This is a genomic window from Novosphingobium sp. BL-S-20 (genome assembly GCF_055521635.1).
In genome coordinates this window covers 978,319-996,525 of sequence record NZ_CM145493.1, presented here as the reverse complement: position 1 = coordinate 996,525, position 18,207 = coordinate 978,319, and the positions used below count along the sequence as shown (strand labels likewise).

Genomic DNA, 18,207 nt, shown 5'->3' with positions numbered 1-18,207 from the left:
AAGGTCAGGTCCGCAGGACGAAGGGAATCTCGACCAGCCCGCGCACCATGACCGCCGCGCCGTCACGCTTGGTGGGAGACCATTTCCAGCGTCGCACCGCGGAAAGCGCGGCCTTGTCGAGCCGGTCGAAGCCGCTGCTCTTCGAAACCGAGATATCCGCCACCGTGCCGTCGACGCCCAGGATCACCATCAGCACCACCGTGCCCTGCTCGTGCTTGCGACGCGAATCCACGGGATAGCGCGGCGGTTCGGCCGAGATCATCTTCGAGGAAAGGTCACCGGCATTCTCGATACGCGGGGCCGGGGCCACGGCGACGCTCCGGGTCTGCGGCGCGGGCGGGCCGGGCACCGCGACCTGCACCACGGGCGGCTCGGGCGACGTGCTGATCGTGGCCGGGGCCGCAGTCAGCACGATCGGCGGCGGCGGCACCACGACCGGAGAGACCGGCTGCACAGTCACTTTTTCCGGCTGCGGCTGGGGCTTGGGCGGCGGGGGAGGTGGCGGCGGCTTGAGCTGCTGAAGATCGGCGACGACCAGCCGCTTGGGAGACGCGCGATGGGCCTGGACGATGTTGAGCGCCAGCATGGAGGCGATCATGCCGCCGACGATGGCGGTAGCGCCCAGCATGGCCGCAAGATTGGGTCTGCGGCTTTCCCCATAGCGCGAAGCGATCCAGGGCGCTTGAAAGGCGACGATGTCAGCCTGCGGTCGCGGTTGCGGGACCGGGGCGCTTGCCGGGAAATCCGGCGCCAGCGCGTCCGGGTGAGGAATGGTGGCGTACATGGTCAAACGATCTAACCCCGAGCGATCAAATCCACAGGGTCGCCCTTTCGACCCGGCTAATGCGAGTCATTCGCATAGCTTAAGAGAGTGCGCCGGTCGAGTGCGAATCGGGCCCACTCCGGCGCGAATGCTTCCGAATTCATGTCACGAGGGCGCCTGGCGCGTTATCGTTGGCCCCAACCAAGCAACACCCCTTTGTTTCCGCGGTGTTTCCACTGCCTTTCGCCTCGGTGAGCAGGTCGAAATAAAGCGCTGCCGACCCGATTCGCGATTATTGCGACTGAGAGCAAGTTGCAATAATCGCGAACCATGGCGCTGCCGATCTCTCCCAACCTGCTTCTGACCCTGACCCTGTTGCTCAAGACAAAGAGCGTCAGCGGCACCGCTCTTGCGCTGGGGGTCAGCCAGCCGAGCGTCAGCCGCTCGCTTTCGCAGCTGCGCACCGCGCTCAAGGACCCGCTGCTGGTACGCTCGGGCAGCGGCATGGCCCGCACGCGCCGGGGCGAGGAACTGGTAGGCCGGCTGGCGGACTGGATGGCAACCACGTCCGCCCTGCTGGTGGAGGAAAGTTTCGACCCCGCCCACGTCGAACGCCGTTTCCGCGTGGCTTCCACCGATTTCGGCGTCATGTCCGTGCTTCTTCCCGCCATGGCGACGCTGCGCAAGGAAGCGCCCGCGATCGCCATCGACATCGTGCCGCTGAGCCACGCCACCCACCGCGCGCTGGCCGAAGGCGATATCGACTTTGCGATCTCCGGTCTCGACCATGATCCCGCACAGCTGCACCGCGACCTGTTGTTCGAGGATCAGTTCCTCTGCGTCACCCGCACAGACCATCCGCTGGCACGAAAAACGGCGCCGGTTTCCGTCGATGAATTCCTGGCCCATCCTCATCTCGGCCTGACCGTGAGCGAAGCGGAACTGGACCGGGTGACGGTCACGCTCGGCCCCGCCGCCGCCGCGCGCAAGGTCGTGGCCAGCCTGCCATACTTCGCCCTTGCGCCGGACATGCTGGCGGCGGGCGACCTGGTCATGGTCCTGCCCTCCCGCGCCGCCGCCCGGTTCGACGAGCACGACGGACTGGCCACACGCCCTGCGCCGTCCGAACTCGGCCTGCTGCAATACTGGCTGCTCTGGCACGAGCGCAGCCACCGCGATCCCGCCGCACAGTGGCTTCGCGAACGGCTGGCCCGAATATGCAAGCTACAGCCGACGCGCGCGATTCCTGAATAGTCGATATCCGATCTTGATTGTTGGCCTGCGGGTCACCCCACGCCAAGGGCGCTACTGCAAAGCATTCGCATTAGTATCCCAAAGGGGGGTTATCGTGATCCACAAGTTCCGGCTGCGCGCGAGCGCGGCCACCCTGAGTCTCGCCGCAGCTACACTGTGCCAGCCTGCACTGGCCGAAGAAGCCGAGGGCACCACCAGCGCTTCCACCATCGTCGTCACCGCCACCAGCCGCGAGCAGGAAGTGAAGGACGCGCCCGCTTCGATCAGCGTTATCACCCGCGAAGAGCTGGAGCGCCTGCCCTACCGCGAAGTGACCGACGCGCTGATGGAAATCCCCGGCGTCACCGTCACCCCCGGCGAGGGCAACAGCCGCGATATCTCGATCCGCGGCATGTCGCCCCAGTACACGCTGATCCTGGTCGACGGCAAGCGCCTGAGCAGCCGCGAGACCCGTACCAACGGCGGCAATACGTCCGAAGGCGGCCTGCTGCCGCCGCTGGAATCGATCGAGCGCATCGAAGTCGTGCGCGGTCCGATGTCCTCGCTCTACGGTTCGGATGCGATGGGCGGCGTCGTCAACGTCATCACCCGCCGCATCGCTCCGTCATGGCGCGGCAGCATGCGCGTGAACGGCACGATGCAGCTCGGCAGCGACTACGGCAATTTCTACGACGGCAACTTCTACCTCTCCGGCCCGCTGGCCAAGGGCGTTGGGCTTCAGGTCCAGGGCTCGCTCAACCGCCGCACCGAGGACCGCGTCGTCGGCGGCACGCCCGAGCGCAAGGACGAGAGCCTCGGCGGCAAGATCGGCTTCTCCGCAGGTCCCGACCACGACTTCCTCGTCGAGGGCGGCTTCTACCGCCAGGAAGTGACCGCAACCGCCGGCAAGACCGTGGAAGTGACCGCCACCGTCCCCGAAGGCACGCTCGATACCCAGACCCAGGAGCGCTACGTCGCCGCGCTCAGCCACTCGGGCCGCTGGGGCTTCGCCAATTCGGAAAGCTACGTCCAGTACGAGGACGCCAAGAATCTCGAAACCACCAAGCGGATCAGGAACACCGTCGCACAGTCGATCTGGTCGGTGCAACTGCCGTCCAACATGCTGAGCCTCGGCGGCTTCTTCCGTAACGAAGACCTTGCGGACTCGGTCGGCAACCTGCTTGCCGGTTCGACGCGCACGGGGGCCAGCCGTACCAACTGGGCGCTGTTCGCCGAGAACGAACTTTCGATCCTCGACAGCCTCCGCCTGACCGGCGGCATCCGCATGGACAACGACGAGCAATACGGCAAACACTGGACCCCGCGCGTTTATCTCGTGTGGAACACCACCGAGCGCTTCACGCTCAAGGGCGGCTATTCGCAAGGCTTCCGCGCGCCGAACCTTCGCCAGACCCTGCCCGACTGGGGACAGTCAAGCCGGGGCGGCACGATCTACGGCAACCCCGATCTCGAAGCGGAAACCTCGCGCACGATCGAGGCGGTGGCGATGTACGAAGGCAAGGGCTTCCAGGCCAGCCTGACCGCCTACGACACCCGCTTCAACGACAAGATCACCCGCGTTACCTGCATCTCCGCCGGAGCCTGGTGCGTCGATGAGCCGCTCAGCTCGATCGGCCGTCCACCGACGACTTACGTGAACGTGGACAAGGCCAAAGTGCGCGGCATCGAGGCGACCATCGACCTCGATCTCACCCGCACCCTGCGCCTCAGCGCCTCCGGTACGCTGACCGACTCCGAGCAGCTCACCGGCGCCAGCGCGGGCATGGCGCTCAACGACACGCCGAAGCAGCAGGCCAGCGCCTCGCTCAACTGGCGCCCCGACGACCGCCTCACCATGTATGCCCGCGCCGTCTATCGCGGCGAGGAAGCGGTGACCGAGGCGCAGATCAGCGGCAACAACCTCGTGGTCGAATCCTACACGACCGTCGACCTCGGAGGATCGTACAAGGTCTCGCCCGGCCTCACCTTCCATGCCGGCGTGCAGAACCTGTTCGACAAGCGCCTGAACTACGACGAGGCGGGCTACATGATCGACCCGGCCCGCGTCTGGATGGGCGTGACCGCCCGCTTCTGACGACTTGAGAGAAAGCGCTCCCGACTGGCTCGGGAGCGCCTTTTTCAGATTTCCAGCTGACTGCCCAGTTCGATCACGCGGTTAGTCGGCAGCTTGAAGAATTCCATCGCGCTCTGGGCGTTGCGGACCAGCAGCGCGAAGAGCTTCTCCCGCCAGAGCGCCATGCCCGGTCGCGCGGAGGGGATCAGCGTCTGGCGCGAGAGGAAGTAGCTCGTCTCCATCGCCTTGAACGGCCCGCCCGCCCGGTCCTCTGCGGCGAGCGCGGCGGGAATGTCCGCCTCGTCCATGAAGCCGTAGTGCAGGACCATGCGGTAGAAGCCCTGCCCCATGTCCTCGACTTCGCAGCGGTCATCGGAGGCGACATGAGGCACGCCGCGGTTGGACACTGTCAGGATCACCACGCGGTCGTGCAGGATGTGGTTGTGCTTGAGGTTGTGCAGCAGCCCCGGCGGCACGCCTTCGTTGGTCGAGGCCAGGAATACCGCCGTTCCCGGCACGCGCCGCACCCGCTCGCCCACGGACTTTAGGAAGACGCCGAAGGGGATCGAATCCTCCTTCAGGCGCGTGCGCACCAGCTGCCTGCCGGTCGCCCAGGTCGTGAGCAGGGTGAAGACCACAGCCGCTACCAGCAACGGGAACCAGCCGCCGTCGGGAATCTTGGTGACGTTCGAGGCGAAGTACAGTCCATCGATGACCAGCAGGCCCAGCGTCACGGCGCCTGCAACGAGTGGATGCCATTTCCACACGGTGAAGGTCAGCACCCCGAGCAGGCAGGCGGTGATGACCATCGTGCCGGTCACGGCGATGCCGTAGGCCGCGGCCAGGTTGCCCGAACTGCGGAAGCCGAAGACCAGCAGGATCACCATGACCAGCAGGCCCCAGTTGACCAGTGGCACATAGATCTGCCCCGCCGCCTTGGCGCTCGTGTGCAGGATCTTGATCCGCGGCAGGAAACCGAGCTGCACCGCCTGCTGCGAGACCGAGAAGGCGCCCGAGATCACCGCTTGGCTGGCGATGACCGTGGCCATCGTCGCCAGCGCCACCAGCGGCAGACGCGCCCAGTCCGGCGCCATGAAGAAGAAGGGATTGCTGATCGCCTCGGGATTGCGCAGCACCAGCGAGGCCTGCCCGAGGTAATTGAGCAGAAGGCAGGGAAAGGCGACATAGAGCCATGAGATCGAGATCGCCTTGCGGCCGAAATGCCCCATATCGGCATAGAGCGCCTCGGCCCCGGTCACGGCCAGAACCACCGAACCCAGCGCCAGGAAGGCCAGCTTGGGATTCGCCATGAAGAACTCGACCGCATGATGCGGACTGAGCGCCGAAATCACCTCGGGCGCGCGCAGGATCGAGGATACACCCAGCCCTGCCAGCACCAGGAAGTAGACGATCATGACGGGTCCGAAGAACTTCCCCATGATCCCCGTGCCGTGCGACTGGACCGAGAATAGCGCGATCAGGATCACCACCGCGATCGGCAGCACGAAGCGGGCGAAACCGGGGTTCACCACGGTCAGCCCCTCCACCGCCGAAAGCACCGAGACCGCCGGAGTGATGATGGCATCGCCATAGAACAGCGCGGTCGCCGTCACCCCCAGCATGGCGATCAGCGGCGTCCAGCGGTTCTTGCCGATCGTCCGGCCGATCAGGGCTAGCAGCGCCAGGCTGCCACCCTCACCGTTGTTGTCGGCGCGCAGGATGATGAAGACATACTTGATCGTGACGATCAGCATCATCGTCCAGAACATCAGCGAGATCACGCCGAACATGTGCAGGCGGTCCACCACCAGCGGGTGATGGCCGATGAAGCTCTCCTTCAGCGCGTAAAGCGGCGAAGTGCCGATATCGCCGAACACGACGCCGATGGCGCCGATCGACAGCGCCGTGAGGCTTTCATTGGGGGCGTGATGCCCGGAAGTCTCGCTCATGAAACGGGCGCCTAGTCTCACGCGCGCGAAGGCGCCATATTCTCTATGTAATCTTTATGCGATCCGCGCAATTCCCCGTGGGAATCTTGAGCGCCTGTCCGGGGCCTGACCGCTTTGCCGAGGCACCGCGCGACATTCTCAATCGGCCGGACTTTCTCTCAGGACTGGGCGGAGGGTGTCCCGACCTGGCGCGCCTTGCGCAGCGGCGAGAAACCGGCATAGCGTCCCGGACGCAGCCAGAGTGCCGTCACCACGCCCATGCCGATCGCGCTGGTCGCCGACCAGGCCAGCTTGTCCAGCGGGAGGAACACCGAGGACGCCGCAAGGATCGCAAAGTCGATCAGGATTTGCGAACGCCCGATGTTCCAGCCGCGCGTACGCTGGAGCCAGACCGTGACGATCCCGACGCCGCCCACGCCCGCTCCGTGACGCACAACCGCCAGCGTCCCCATGCCAAGCAGCGTGCCTGCGCCCACCGCAGCGGCGAAGGGGTCCTTGACCTCGATCGTCAGCGCATGTTCGGACAGCACCGAAGCCAGCGCGATGCCGCCGCTCGCCGCGATCGTGCGCAAGGCGAAGAGCGAACCCATGGCCCGCAGCGCCAGGAACAGGAACGGCACATTGAGCGCGGCGAAGAGCAGGCCCGGCGGCAGCGGTGCGAAATGCCCCACCAAGAGCGCCAGCCCGGCCATGCCGCCCGTCACCAGTCCCGCCGAATGGAGAATCGTCAGGCCCAGCCCGATGAGCAGGCTACCCACCGCAAGCGCGTAGATGTCCTCGATGCGGCCGTGGCGGATGGCGGTCATGGCGAAAACCTCGTCAGGAGGAGTGATTCGCCAGCCGTTTATGCACTTGCGAAGGCACTGTCGAGGACAACTGAAACCACGCAATAACCCACTATTCGCGGGACCCTCCAGCGCAATCCGGACACATCTCCGTCACCCGGACAGACGGAATTGTTTCGCAGGCGCAACATCGCCGCCGGGACCTCCGATCGGCACTCGCCTGGGACGACGAGACCATGTAGGCTCTGCCAAACCAACTTTGCCCACCGAGCATGACCGCCAGATCGAAATTGAAACTGCACGCCCGAATCTATTGCGGAGACGAGATCGCCATGGGGCCGGGCAAGGCCGACCTGCTGGAGGCCATCGACCGCGAAGGATCGATCTCCGCCGCCGGGCGCGCCATGGGCATGAGCTATCGCCGCGCGTGGCTGCTGGTGGATGCGATGAACCGCTGCTGGCAGGCACCGCTCGTGGAGACCGTCGCCGGAGGCGGCCGTGAACGCGGCGCCAGAGTGACGGACGCCGGACGCATGGTGCTCGGGCAGTTTCGCGGCCTTCAAGCGCTGATGGCCGGTCTGGGGCAGTCCGACGAATATCGGGCGCTGGAAGGCGCCGTGCGCGAGGAACCGCTCCCCGCGCAGGGCGAGTGAACGGTATCAGGGCAGGCGCGTCACCAGCAGCGGCAACCGGGCAGCGGCATTGCCCGAGATCTGGAGCAGATAAATGCCGGGCTGGAGCGTGAAGTCCACCATCTTGCGGATGCCCGAGCAGTCCGGCCCGTGGCCATGCGCGGTCGAAGTCATGACCGTGCCGTTCCCCGCCTTGGCTCCGGCCTTCACCACGTCGATCCAGGCCGCCGCGCCGAGCGCCACGCGGTAACTGCCCGCATCAGCGACGGAGAACGTGTAAAGCCCGCCGAAGCTCACCGAACCGCCGGGCTTCTCGGGACGCTGGGCATAGCGCATTTCGGAAGTCGGGCGCAGACCGCCCTCGATCGCCTTGCCGAGATCGATCTTCGCGCCGGACAGCGAGCGCGTGTCGCGGGCGGCCAGCAAGGGCTTACGCGATCTCCACGCCGCGAGCTCAGGCGGCAGGTCCACCGGATCGGACGGACAGGCCATCGGAGTGGGCATGTTATCCGGCTGCCCTGAAGGCTTGCCCTCCGACGACGGCGACGCGCTGGGGGGCCCGACCGGCGATTGCATCGGAAACTTGTCGGGCGAGACTTGCGCGAAGGCCATGCCCGCAGGCAGAACGACGGCCAGCGTCAGCACCGATGCCAAACAGGCGGCGCGGGACAGGAGAGGCCGGGTCATCGTCTAGGTTCCTTCATTGCAGAGGTCTCTTCAAGCTTGGCGATATAGCCGATCATGGTCAGTCCAACAGGTCAAAAATGCGGGCTGAGGTGCATACGATCGCTCAGAAAATCCACGAAGACCCGCACCCGCGCAGGCATGTTCGTCCCTCCAACGAAGACCGCGTGGACGAGTTCCACGTCGCCGGGGTTATAGTCTTCCAGCACCGGCACCAGCCGTCCCGAAGCGATCTCCTCCACCACGCTGAAGCGGCCGACGCGGGTGATGCCCACGCCGTCAGCCGCCAGTTGGCCCAGGGTCTCGCCATTGTTCGCCTCGATCGAGCCGCGCACGCTCAGCGCATAGTCGCGGCCATCCTTGCGAAACGGCCATACCGGCTCGGCGCGGCGGAAGTTGAAGTTCAGGCAATTGTGCTCCAGCAGGTCTTCGGGCACCTGCGGCATGCCGCGAAGCGCCAGATAGCCAGGCGCGGCAACGATGACGCGGCGGTTCTCGCCCAGCTTGCGCGCGGTGAGCGAACTGTCGGCGAGCGGCCCGAAGCGGATCGCCACGTCGGCCTCTCCCGCCGCCACATCGACCAATCGGTCGCTGACCCCGACATCGACCAGGATATGCGGATAGAGCCGCGCAAATTCGCCCAATAGCGGCACAACGGTCAAGCGGGCATGGGCATGGGAGACGCTGATCCGCAGCCGTCCGCGCGGCGCGCCGCGATCGGCAATCGACTGCTCGGCATCGTCGAGATCGGCCAGAATCCGCCGCGCCGCGCCGAGATAGGCCTGCCCTTCCGCCGTCAGCGACAGCGCCCGCGTGGTGCGGAGCAGCAACCGCACGCCCAGCCGTGCCTCGATGCGGTCGACCGTCCGGCTGACGGCGGAGGGGGTCAGATCGAGCAGCCGCCCGGCGGCGGAAAAGCTGCCTTCCGACACCACCGCGGCGAAAACCTCCAGCGCCCTCGCCCGATCCGCTCCTAGCGGCATCTTTGCATCCGGTTCAAAAATCTTTCGCATCCAGGCAGCCTACCGCGCGGGGTTGGAACAGTCCATTTTTGCACCATGCACTTATCACCTCTCCGCCTGACGATCGATCGAAGGACTTTCCCGTGACGGCCAGCAATCCAGACCCAACCCATCCCCGCCGAGTCCTGCTCGCCCTGGCGATCGGGGCCTTCGGCATCGGCACCACCGAGTTCTCGCCGATGGGCCTGCTTCCGGTGATCGCCGAGGGCGTCAAGGTCTCGATCCCTACAGCGGGCCTGCTGGTCAGCGCCTATGCCCTTGGCGTCATGCTCGGCGCGCCGGTCATGACGCTGGCCTTCAGCCGGTTCGGGAAACGCACCGCGCTGATGCTGCTCATGGGCATCTTCACAATCGGCAACCTGATGTCCGCGATGGCGCCGGGCTACTACACGCTGCTGCTGGCCCGGCTTGTCACCAGTCTCAATCACGGGGCCTTCTTCGGCCTCGGCGCGGTGGTTGCGGCTAGTGTCGTGCCCAAGGAAAAGCAGGGCAGCGCCGTCGCCACGATGTTCCTCGGCCTGACCATCGCCAATATCGGCGGCGTGCCGGCGGCGACGTGGATCGGCCAGCAGGTCGGCTGGCGAACCGCTTTCGGGGGAACCGCACTGATCGGCCTCACCGCGATTCTCGCACTCTGGGCCGCGCTTCCCAAAGGCAGCAGCGGAACCCGGCCGGACGTGGCGCGCGAACTCAGGGTCCTGACCCGCGGCCCGGTCCTGCTCGCCATGGCGACCACGGTCATGGGGGCTGGCGCGATGTTCACGCTCTATACTTACGTGGCGCCCGCCCTGACCCAGCTCGCCCATGCCTCCAACACCTTCGTGACTCTTGCCCTCGCGCTGATCGGCGTCGGCTTCACCATCGGTAACTGGATGGGCGGACGACTGGCGGACTGGTCGCTCGACGGCGCGACCAAGCTGTTCCTCGCTCTCTTGGCCGTGGTCATGCTGGTCCTGCCGCTGGCGCTGACCTCACAGATCGGCGCCGCGATCGGGCTGCTGGTCTGGGGCGCCGCTGCCTTCGCGCTGGTGCCGCCCGTGCAGATGCGGGTCATGGCGGCGGCCTCGGAAGCGCCGGGCCTCGCCTCCTCGATCAATGTCGGCGCGTTCAATCTCGGCAATGCGCTGGGCGCGGCCGCCGGCGCCGCCGTCGTCAAGCTCGGCCTCGGTTATGGCGCGGTCTCCGTTACCGGCAGCCTCCTGGCCGTGACGGGACTTGTGCTCGTATTGTTCGGAAACCGATCGATAAAGGTCGGCCAGCCCCATCTGGCAGAAGCCTGACAGTCGAGAAAAGCCACTTTCCTGCAAACCGTAGAGAGTTTGTTTCCGTCCTTTTCAGAAAGCGGCAAACTCTCTACGCTCGGCAGACCATCTTTTCGGGGTCTGTCATGTTCGGATTTCTTCGCAAACAGTTCGTGGACGTCATCGAATGGCTCGAACAGCCGGGCCAACTCGCCTGGCGCGTGCCGTTCGAGGACCGCGAGATCCAGAACGGCGCCCAGCTGACAGTGCGCGAGGGGCAAGTCGCGGTCTTCGTCAACGAAGGCTGCGTCGCCGATTTCTTCGAGGCCGGTCTGCACACGCTGAACACCGCGAACCTGCCGGTGCTCACCAGCCTGATGAACTGGGACAAGGGCTTCAAGTCGCCCTTCAAGTCCGACGTCGTGTTCCTTTCGCGCAAGGAACAGCACGGGCTGAAGTGGGGCACCGCCCAGCCGGTCACGGTGCGCGATGCCGAGTTCGGCGCGCTGCGCATCCGCGCCTTCGGGTCCTATTCCTTCCGCGTCGCCGATCTCGAACCGTTCGTGTCGCGGGTCGTCGGCACGCTGGAGGGCTTGAACGTCTCCGCGCTGGAGCCACAGCTGCGCGCCGCGATCCAGACCGCGATCGCCACCGCACTGGGCAGCGGCGGCATCCCGTTCCTCGATCTCGCCGCCAACCAGCAGGCGCTGTCGGACCGCATCAAGGGCGAAGTGGACAAGGCCTTCGCGCAATGGGGCCTGGAATGCCTGAGCTTCTACGTCGAAAGCGTGTCGCTGCCGGAAGAAGTCCAGGCCCACCTCGACAAGGGTTCGTCGATGCGGGTGCTCGGCGACCTGGGACAATATACCCGCTTCCAGACGGCCGAGGCGATCGAACGGGCGGCCGGAGTCGATGGCGGCGTGGCCGGTGTCGGCGCTGGCATCGCGGCGGCGACCGCGCTGGGCGGGGCGATGTCGGCGGGTCTCGGCGCTACGGCGCCATCTTCCCCGCCGCCAGAGGAAGACCCGATCGCCACGATCGAGAAGCTGCACAAGCTCGTGACGCTCGGCGCGCTCAGCCAGCAGGAGTTCGACGCCAAGAAGGCCGAACTGCTGTCGCGCATTCGCTGATCCGCGTTTCGGGGGGAGCGACAGCGTGATCCATTGTCCGTCGTGTGGCGCCGCCCTGCCCGTGCGCGGACTTTCCGTGCCTTATACGACCTGTACCCATTGCCAGTCGCTGATCCTGCGCAAGGGGCAGGCGCTCGAAGAGATCGGCAAAGTGGCCGAAGTGCCGTTCGACATCTCGCCGGTCCGGCTGGGCACGCGCTTCACGATCGCGGGTATCGAATATACCGCAGCGGGCCGCGTGCGTTGGGGCTGGAGCGGCGGCTCGTGGAACGAGTGGCTGCTGGCGACACCCGGCGGCGAAAGCCGCTGGCTGGGCGAGGCCATGGGCCTCTACATGCTGACGGCGCAGCGGCCTGACGTGATGGCCGATCCGCTGGCGCACGCCTTTGCCGAAGGTCGCGACCCGCTTGTCGGACAAGGCCTGGAAGTGGACGGCATCGCCTTCGAGGTTTCCGACATCAAGCAGGCCGAATGCCTCGGCAGCGAAGGCGACCTGCCCTTTCCCACCCTGCCCGGCTGGTCGATGACCAATGTGGACTTCCGCGCTCCCGGCGGCGAGGCGCTCTCGCTCCAGCGCGACGCCGAGGGCACCAGCGCCTGGCTCGGCACCTGGCACGAGCTTTCCGGCCTCTCGCCCCGCGCCTTGCGTGAGATCGAGGGCTGGCCGCTCCCGGCAGCGCTGCAATGAACGAGGCGCAGAAGGGCACCCGCACGCTGGCCTGCCCCGCTTGCGGCGGCACGCTGGAAGTGCGCGCGGCGGGCTGGTCGGTCAATCTGGCCTGCCGCTATTGCGGCTCGATCCTCGACGTCTCACGCCCCGAGGTACAGATCATCGAGCGCCACAAGCGCGCTGCCGGGCAGTTCTCGCTGCCGCTCGGCGCGCGCGGCAGCCTGTTCGATAGCGAATGGGAAGTCGTCGGCGCAATGAACCGTCGCGGGCCGACTGATCGCTGGCGCGAATATCTGCTTTTCAATCCTTACGTCGGCTATCGCTGGCTGGTCGAGTGGGATGGCGAGTGGCAATTCGGCACTCCGCTGCTGGGCCGCCCCGACGCCAAGGCCAATTCCGTGTTCTGGCGCGGCCAGCGCTTCCGCCAGGAAGACGACGAGAGCGAGGCCGTGACCGGCACGCTGATCGGCGAGTTCTACTGGCGCGTCTCCAAGGGCGACAGCGCGCGCGCCACGTCCTACACATCCCGAGACTTCACCCTCTCGCGCGAGGACACGGACGGGGAAGTCAACTGGACCCAACTCGCGGCCCTTTCGCCGGGTCATGTCGAAACGGCTTTCGGCATCGCGCCTTCTCGTCTGTCTCGGGAAACCCGCTCCGCGCTCTACGCGCGCGGCGAAGAGACCGGAAAACCGGACGATCTCGGCCGCATCTGCCTGCTCGTGCTGGCGAGCGCGATCCTTGCCCTGCTGGCAATGATCGTCATCTCGGGACCTGTCGAGCGCGTGAGCGGCACTGTTACCGCGCCTTTCGGATCGACGCGCGAAGGCCAGAAAATCGGCGCGATCACAGTGCGGCGGGGCTGGCAGTTCGTCACCGTCACCGCCAGCGGGGAGAATTTCGACAACCGCTGGATCGAACTCGACTACCGCCTGGTCGACCGGACCACGGGCCAGTCGATCGACGGCTACGGCCTTTCCGAGCACTATTCGGGCAGCGACTCCGACGGCGCCTGGACCGAAGGCAGCCGCAGCGCCAGCACCCTGTTCGGACAAGTGCCGCGCGGCACTTATGACCTCTACGTCGATGCCGCCGCGCATTCGTGGCCGGTCGACGTGGTGCCTGACAGCAGCAATTCCTGGTATGCCCCGGAATCTATCGAAATCCGCATCGACGCGCGCACCGGCAGCCTGCCCTGGGGCAACTGGTGGACCCTGGTGATCCTGCTTTCGATCTATCCCTGCGTGCTCGTCTGGCGACGCTTCAGGAACCAGAACTCATGACCCCGCGCGTCATCCTGTTCACGCTGTGGTGCCTGCTGCTCGTCGCCGGAACCGCCACCGCCTCCTATTACGCCTGGTCGCCCTTTTCGGACGAGAGCCGAGAAGCGGGGAGCGGCGGCAGAAGCGGCGGCGGCTTCTACGGCGGGCGCGTCGGTCCCACGCACAAATAGCCAAGCCAAGCCAAGCCCAGCCCTCTCACCGGGCCTCTCACTGGAAGGAGCCGACATGCTCACACTTTCCGTCTTCCTCGCCACGCTGCTTTACGCGGGGCTGGGCATCGTGATCTTCGTCGTCAGCTTCGTGCTGGTGGACCGGCTGACGCCCGGCGAACTCTGGCGCGAGATCATCGAACACAAGAACGTGGCGGTCTCGATCCTTGCGGGAGCCGTCGCCATCGGCATCTCGAACATCATCGCCGCGGCCATTCATGGCTGAAGACATTGCGGCCGCGAGTCCGGACGGCGGGAAAGCGCCCGCCTCGCTCGCGGTCATCCTGCTGGTCTCGGTCCTGGTCGTCGCGACGTGCGGGCTGATCTACGAACTGCTGGCCGGGACCCTCGCCAGCTACCTGCTGGGCGACAGCGTAACCCAGTTTTCCACCGTGATCGGCACCTACCTATTCGCCATGGGCGTGGGCAGCTGGCTCTCGCGCCACGTTCGCGGCGACGAGATGGGCGTCTTCGTGCGCGTGGAGATCATGATCGCGGCGCTGGGCGGCTGGTCCGCCGCAGGCCTGTTCATGCTGTTCCCGCTGGTCGGCGACTTCCGCGTGGTGCTCTATGCGCTGGTGCTGGCGATCGGCGTGCTGGTGGGCCTCGAAATCCCGCTGCTGATCCGCATCCTGCGCCACCGCTTCGCCTTCCGCGAACTCGTGTCGAACGTGCTGACGTACGACTATGTCGGCGCCCTGATCGCCTCGCTGCTGTTCCCGCTGGTGCTGGTGCCCTGGCTCGGCATGATCCGCACCGGCTTCGTCTTCGGCCTCGCCAATGTCGCGGTGGCGCTGGCCCTGCTCTTCGCGCTGCGCCGCCAGCGCAGCGTCGCCGCCGACATGGCCGCCGCCCTCGTCGTGACCGCCAGCCTGATCGCGGGCCTCGCCATGGCCGACCGCATGCAGCGCTGGTCGGAAGTGGCCTTCTATGCCGAGCCGGTGGTCCATGCCCGCTCGACGCCCTACCAGCGCATCGTCATCACCCGGCGCGGCGAGGACCTGCGGCTCTACCTGAACGGCAACCTCCAGTTCTCCACCCGCGACGAGTATCGCTATCACGAGGCGCTCGTCTGGCCGGTGCTGGGCCGCGTCGCCGATCCCGCAAACGTGCTGATCCTCGGCGGCGGCGACGGCCTTGCCGCGCGCGAAGTGCTGCGCGACCCGCGCGTTCGCCACGTCACCCTGGTCGATCTCGACCCGGAAATGACGCATCTGTTCCGCGATACGCCGCAGCTCGCCGCGCTGAACCAGGGCGCGCTCTCTTCCCCGCGCATGACCGTGCACAATGCCGACGCCTTCCGCTGGGTCCGCGAGGCCGAGGGGCCTTACGACGCGATCCTCGTGGACTTTCCCGACCCCACCGAATTCTCGCTCGGCAAGCTCTATACCGAGAGTTTCTACCGCGAAGTCGCCCGCCTGCTCGCGCCCGACGGCGTGATGACGGTGCAGAGCACCTCGCCGCTGATCGCCCCGCGCTCCTACTGGACCGTCGCGAGCACGCTGGAGGCCGCCGGGTTCACGGCGCGCGGCTATCACGCCTATGTGCCCAGCTTCGGCGAATGGGGCTTCACGCTCGCCGCGCACCGCCAGATCGGCGACAGCGTGCGCCTGCCCAAGGGCCTGCGCTTCCTGACCCCGGCCAGCGAGCGCGCGATGTTCGATTTCCCGCCCGACATGGCGCGCCGCCCGGCCCCGGTGAACCGCCTCGACAACCAAGCCCTCGTGCGCAGCTTCGCCGAGGAATGGGGCAAGTATGAAGGCTGAACCGACGCGGCGCGAGGTGCTGGCAGGTGGAACACTGGCGGCCGGCAGCGCGCTGGCGGCCAGCACGCTCGCCGGGTGCGGCGAGGAAGCCATTCCCGGTACGCTAAGCGGCGCCGACTGGCAGCGCGGCCACCTGCTGCGCGACGACCGCTTTCCCGAACCGGAAGGCGCGGTCGAGGATGTCGACGTGGTCGTCGCGGGCGGCGGTGTGGCCGGTCTCGCCACGGGCTGGCGCCTTGCCGAAGCAGGGTTCGAGCGCTTCGTCCTGTTCGAACTGGAGGACCGCACCGGCGGCAATGCCCGCTCCGGCCGCAATGCCGTGAGCGCCTATCCGCTCGGCGCGCACTATCTGCCGGTGCCGAACCGGGAGGCCGGTGCCCTGCGGCACATGCTCCGCCAATTCGGCATGATAACCGGCGAGCGGGACGGCGTGCCGGTCTACGATCCCTACCAGCTCTGCGCCGATCTGGAGGAACGCCTGCTCTGGCGCGGGCACTGGCAGGAGGGCCTGTTCCCCCGGCAAGGCATAACCGCGCAGGACCGCGCCCAGCACGAAGCCTTCGAGCGGCGCATGGCCGAATACCGCGCCGCGACCGGCAGCGACGGCAAGCCCGCCTTCGCGATCCCGATGGCCTTCTCCAGCGAAGACCCGCGCTTCCGCTCGCTCGATCGCGAAACTTTCGCGGCGTGGCTGGACAGGGAAGGCTTTACCTCGGGCGTCCTGCGCGCTTGGCTGCGCTATGGCTGCCGCGACGACTACGGCAGCGAACCCGAACATGTCTCGGCCTGGGCGGGCATCCACTACTTCGCCGGACGCCGGGGCTGGGCAACCGATGACGACGGGGACCGCGAACTGACCTGGCCCGAAGGCAACGACCGCCTCGCCGCCCGCATGGCCGGGCGCATTGCCGGGCATTTGCGCCCCGCCCACACCGTCTTTCGCGTCGCCCCCGCCGGGAAAGGCGCGCATGTCGATGTCTTTGATCACCGCTCCCACCGCAGCCGCCGGCTGCGCGCGAAAGTCGCGGTTCTGGCGATGCCGCACTTCGTCGCCGCCCGCGTCGCCCCGGAAACCGCCGAGGCGGGCGGTTTCAGCTATGCGCCATGGGTTACGGCGAATGTCACGGTCGCGCGGCATCCCGAAGGCAAGGGCATTTCGCTGGCCTGGGACAATGTCTCCACCGCCAGCGAATCACTCGGCTACGTGGTCGCGACCCACCAGAGCGAAGCGACCGATGGCGGCAAGACGGTACTGACGTGGTACATGCCGCTTTCCCGGGAAGCTCCGAAGGAGGCGCGCAAAATCATGATGACCCGCCCCTTGCGCGACTGGCAGAACCTCGTCCGCAGCGATCTCCTCGCCATGAACCCGGACCTCGAAGGCGCCGTCGAGCGCATCGACGTCTGGCGCTGGGGCCATGCCATGGTCCGCCCCTCACCCGGTTTTCTGAGCGACCCGGCCCGCCGCGCGGCGAACGGAGCCGCGCCGCCTATCCTCTTCGCCCATTCCGACCTCAGCGGCCTCTCGCTGTTCGAGGAAGCCCATCACCGCGGCGTGATCGCAGCGGAAAAGGCCCTCGCCCACCTTCGCCACCCCTTCGAAAGTCTCGCCTGACATGGCGCATAGCCCCGACAGCAGCCTGCACCTGATCGCCGACGTCGACCACTGCCGGGGCCTCGGCGACATCACCCTGATCGAGACCAGCCTGCGCGAGGCGGCCCAGGCTGCGCGAGCCACCCTGCTCGACGTGCGGCTCCATCATTTCGGCCCCGGCATGGGCGTGACCGGCGTGGCCCTGCTCGCCGAATCCCACATATCGATCCACACTTGGCCCGAGCACGGCATCGCGGCGGTCGATCTCTTCGTCTGCGGCCGAGAGGCGGATGCCGAAGCCGGGCTGGAGACGATCTGCCGCCACTTGCAGGGAAAGGTGCGCCGCAAGCAGGCCGTCAGGCGGCTAGGTCTCGTAAACCCGACCGCTTGACCGCATTGCGATCAATCGACCACGAAAGTGGTCGTCGCCACCGTGTGCAATGTGGCGACCTTGCCGAGGCTCGTCTCGCCGCCGCTTTCGTTCTTGTGCGAGGCCGTCAGGATATACCGCCCCTTTTCCCGCGCGGGGAGCGCGAACCGGCCCTGCGCATCGGTCTTGACCGACTTGGACCACTTGTCCGGCGAGATCACGGTAACAGGCGCATTCGCCACCGGCTTCCCATCGCGCACCAGCACGAAACCGTTGCCATGCGCAGTGACGGGCGCGATCTCGAACGGCATCGCCGCGCGCGCCTCGCCGCGACCGGCGCGGGCGTAGTAGACGATGCCTTCCTTCTTGTCGTCCGGCCCCCAGGGCGCGAACACGGTGTCGTCATGGGCGCGAACGTCCCCGGCGGGGACGGCATATTCGATATAGCCCGCCTTGCGGACACCGGCGGCACCGGCAGCCGGGATCAGCTTCGGCGCCTTGAGGTGGTCGAATTCGGGATCGCCGCCCTGCGGCAGCGGCTCGCCCGGCTCGCCGAGATAGACGCGGGCGGGTCCCGCACCGTCGCGCTCGATCCAGACCTCATGGGCCTGCACGCTCGGAGCAAGGCATGCGAGGACAAGCGGGGTCAGATATTTCAGGTTCATCTCGATCTCCATGACGTTGTTTTCGCAAAGGGCCGGGTGCTGGAATCCGCAGCTCTTCCAAACGCGTCATCACCTCCCCCGGATCGGGGCAGACGCTATCTATATTGATAATTAATTGCAACATCACAACGACGTCC

The 18,207-nt window shown here is 66.7% G+C and carries 18 protein-coding genes; 12 read left to right on the top strand and 6 right to left on the bottom strand.

Annotated features, from left to right (window positions below; all coding sequences use genetic code 11):
- Positions 1-4 precede the first annotated feature (4 nt).
- Positions 5-784, bottom strand: coding sequence for an energy transducer TonB (locus ACZ1II_RS04270; RefSeq protein WP_465143182.1), 780 nt, complete (start codon positions 782-784; stop codon positions 5-7).
- Positions 785-1,093: 309 nt separating this feature from the next.
- Between ACZ1II_RS04270 and ACZ1II_RS04265 the strand changes: the two genes are divergently transcribed.
- Complete coding sequence (locus tag ACZ1II_RS04265; RefSeq protein ID WP_465143181.1) at positions 1,094-2,017, top strand: LysR family transcriptional regulator; 924 nt, start codon at positions 1,094-1,096, stop codon at positions 2,015-2,017.
- A 94-nt stretch (positions 2,018-2,111) separates the two neighbouring features.
- On the top strand, positions 2,112-4,091 hold the full coding sequence (locus ACZ1II_RS04260; RefSeq protein WP_465143180.1) for a TonB-dependent receptor domain-containing protein: 1,980 nt from the start codon (positions 2,112-2,114) through the stop codon (positions 4,089-4,091).
- A gap of 44 nt (positions 4,092-4,135) precedes the next feature.
- Here the strand turns inward: ACZ1II_RS04260 and ACZ1II_RS04255 are convergent, their stop codons facing one another.
- Both ACZ1II_RS04255 and ACZ1II_RS04250 read right to left on the bottom strand, forming a co-directional pair.
- Positions 4,136-6,019 carry a potassium transporter Kup gene (locus tag ACZ1II_RS04255; protein WP_465143179.1) on the bottom strand — a complete coding sequence of 628 codons (1,884 nt, stop codon included), beginning with the start codon at positions 6,017-6,019 and terminating at the stop codon, positions 4,136-4,138.
- Positions 6,020-6,177: 158 nt separating this feature from the next.
- A complete protein-coding gene (locus tag ACZ1II_RS04250; protein WP_465143178.1) occupies positions 6,178-6,825 on the bottom strand; it encodes a YitT family protein in 648 nt (215 codons plus the stop codon).
- Between the two features lie 251 nt (positions 6,826-7,076).
- Here ACZ1II_RS04250 and ACZ1II_RS04245 point away from each other — a divergent pair, with 251 nt between their 5' ends.
- Positions 7,077-7,457 (top strand): winged helix-turn-helix domain-containing protein, encoded by a 381-nt coding sequence (locus ACZ1II_RS04245; protein WP_465143177.1) that lies wholly within the window; start codon positions 7,077-7,079, stop codon positions 7,455-7,457.
- A gap of 6 nt (positions 7,458-7,463) precedes the next feature.
- On the opposite strand, the gene ACZ1II_RS04240 is transcribed toward ACZ1II_RS04245, so the two are convergent.
- Both ACZ1II_RS04240 and ACZ1II_RS04235 read right to left on the bottom strand, forming a co-directional pair.
- Complete coding sequence (locus tag ACZ1II_RS04240) at positions 7,464-8,123, bottom strand: homogentisate 1,2-dioxygenase (RefSeq protein ID WP_465143176.1); 660 nt, start codon at positions 8,121-8,123, stop codon at positions 7,464-7,466.
- A gap of 71 nt (positions 8,124-8,194) precedes the next feature.
- The gene (locus tag ACZ1II_RS04235; RefSeq protein WP_465143175.1) at positions 8,195-9,103 is read right to left on the bottom strand and encodes a LysR family transcriptional regulator; all 909 of its coding nucleotides are present in this window, start codon (positions 9,101-9,103) and stop codon (positions 8,195-8,197) included.
- A 122-nt stretch (positions 9,104-9,225) separates the two neighbouring features.
- Here ACZ1II_RS04235 and ACZ1II_RS04230 point away from each other — a divergent pair, with 122 nt between their 5' ends.
- From ACZ1II_RS04230 to speD, 9 genes are all read left to right on the top strand, one after another.
- Positions 9,226-10,422, top strand: a complete 1,197-nt coding sequence (locus ACZ1II_RS04230) for an MFS transporter (RefSeq protein WP_465143174.1) — start codon at positions 9,226-9,228, stop codon at positions 10,420-10,422.
- Positions 10,423-10,529: 107 nt separating this feature from the next.
- Positions 10,530-11,513 (top strand): SPFH domain-containing protein, encoded by a 984-nt coding sequence (locus ACZ1II_RS04225; protein WP_465143173.1) that lies wholly within the window; start codon positions 10,530-10,532, stop codon positions 11,511-11,513.
- A 76-nt stretch (positions 11,514-11,589) separates the two neighbouring features.
- Positions 11,590-12,201, top strand: a complete 612-nt coding sequence (locus ACZ1II_RS04220; RefSeq protein ID WP_465143172.1) for a DUF4178 domain-containing protein — start codon at positions 11,590-11,592, stop codon at positions 12,199-12,201.
- Entirely contained in the window at positions 12,198-13,466 is a 1,269-nt protein-coding gene (locus tag ACZ1II_RS04215) for a DUF4178 domain-containing protein (protein ID WP_465143171.1), read from the top strand. Before ACZ1II_RS04220 ends, ACZ1II_RS04215 begins: the two co-directional genes overlap by 4 nt.
- Positions 13,463-13,636 carry a hypothetical protein gene (locus tag ACZ1II_RS04210; RefSeq protein ID WP_465143170.1) on the top strand — a complete coding sequence of 58 codons (174 nt, stop codon included), beginning with the start codon at positions 13,463-13,465 and terminating at the stop codon, positions 13,634-13,636. Before ACZ1II_RS04215 ends, ACZ1II_RS04210 begins: the two co-directional genes overlap by 4 nt.
- Positions 13,637-13,691: 55 nt before the next feature.
- Positions 13,692-13,901 carry a DUF350 domain-containing protein gene (locus ACZ1II_RS04205; protein ID WP_334183498.1) on the top strand — a complete coding sequence of 70 codons (210 nt, stop codon included), beginning with the start codon at positions 13,692-13,694 and terminating at the stop codon, positions 13,899-13,901.
- Positions 13,894-15,441 (top strand): polyamine aminopropyltransferase, encoded by a 1,548-nt coding sequence (locus ACZ1II_RS04200; protein WP_465143169.1) that lies wholly within the window; start codon positions 13,894-13,896, stop codon positions 15,439-15,441. Before ACZ1II_RS04205 ends, ACZ1II_RS04200 begins: the two co-directional genes overlap by 8 nt.
- A complete protein-coding gene (locus ACZ1II_RS04195) occupies positions 15,431-17,056 on the top strand; it encodes an FAD-dependent oxidoreductase (RefSeq protein WP_465143168.1) in 1,626 nt (541 codons plus the stop codon). The genes ACZ1II_RS04200 and ACZ1II_RS04195 overlap by 11 nt, the downstream gene beginning before the upstream one ends.
- 1 nt (position 17,057) lies before the next feature.
- A complete protein-coding gene (gene speD, locus ACZ1II_RS04190; protein WP_465143167.1) occupies positions 17,058-17,426 on the top strand; it encodes an adenosylmethionine decarboxylase in 369 nt (122 codons plus the stop codon).
- Between the two features lie 11 nt (positions 17,427-17,437).
- On the opposite strand, the gene ACZ1II_RS04185 is transcribed toward speD, so the two are convergent.
- Complete coding sequence (locus tag ACZ1II_RS04185) at positions 17,438-18,082, bottom strand: DUF4198 domain-containing protein (RefSeq protein ID WP_465143166.1); 645 nt, start codon at positions 18,080-18,082, stop codon at positions 17,438-17,440.
- Positions 18,083-18,207 lie beyond the last annotated feature (125 nt).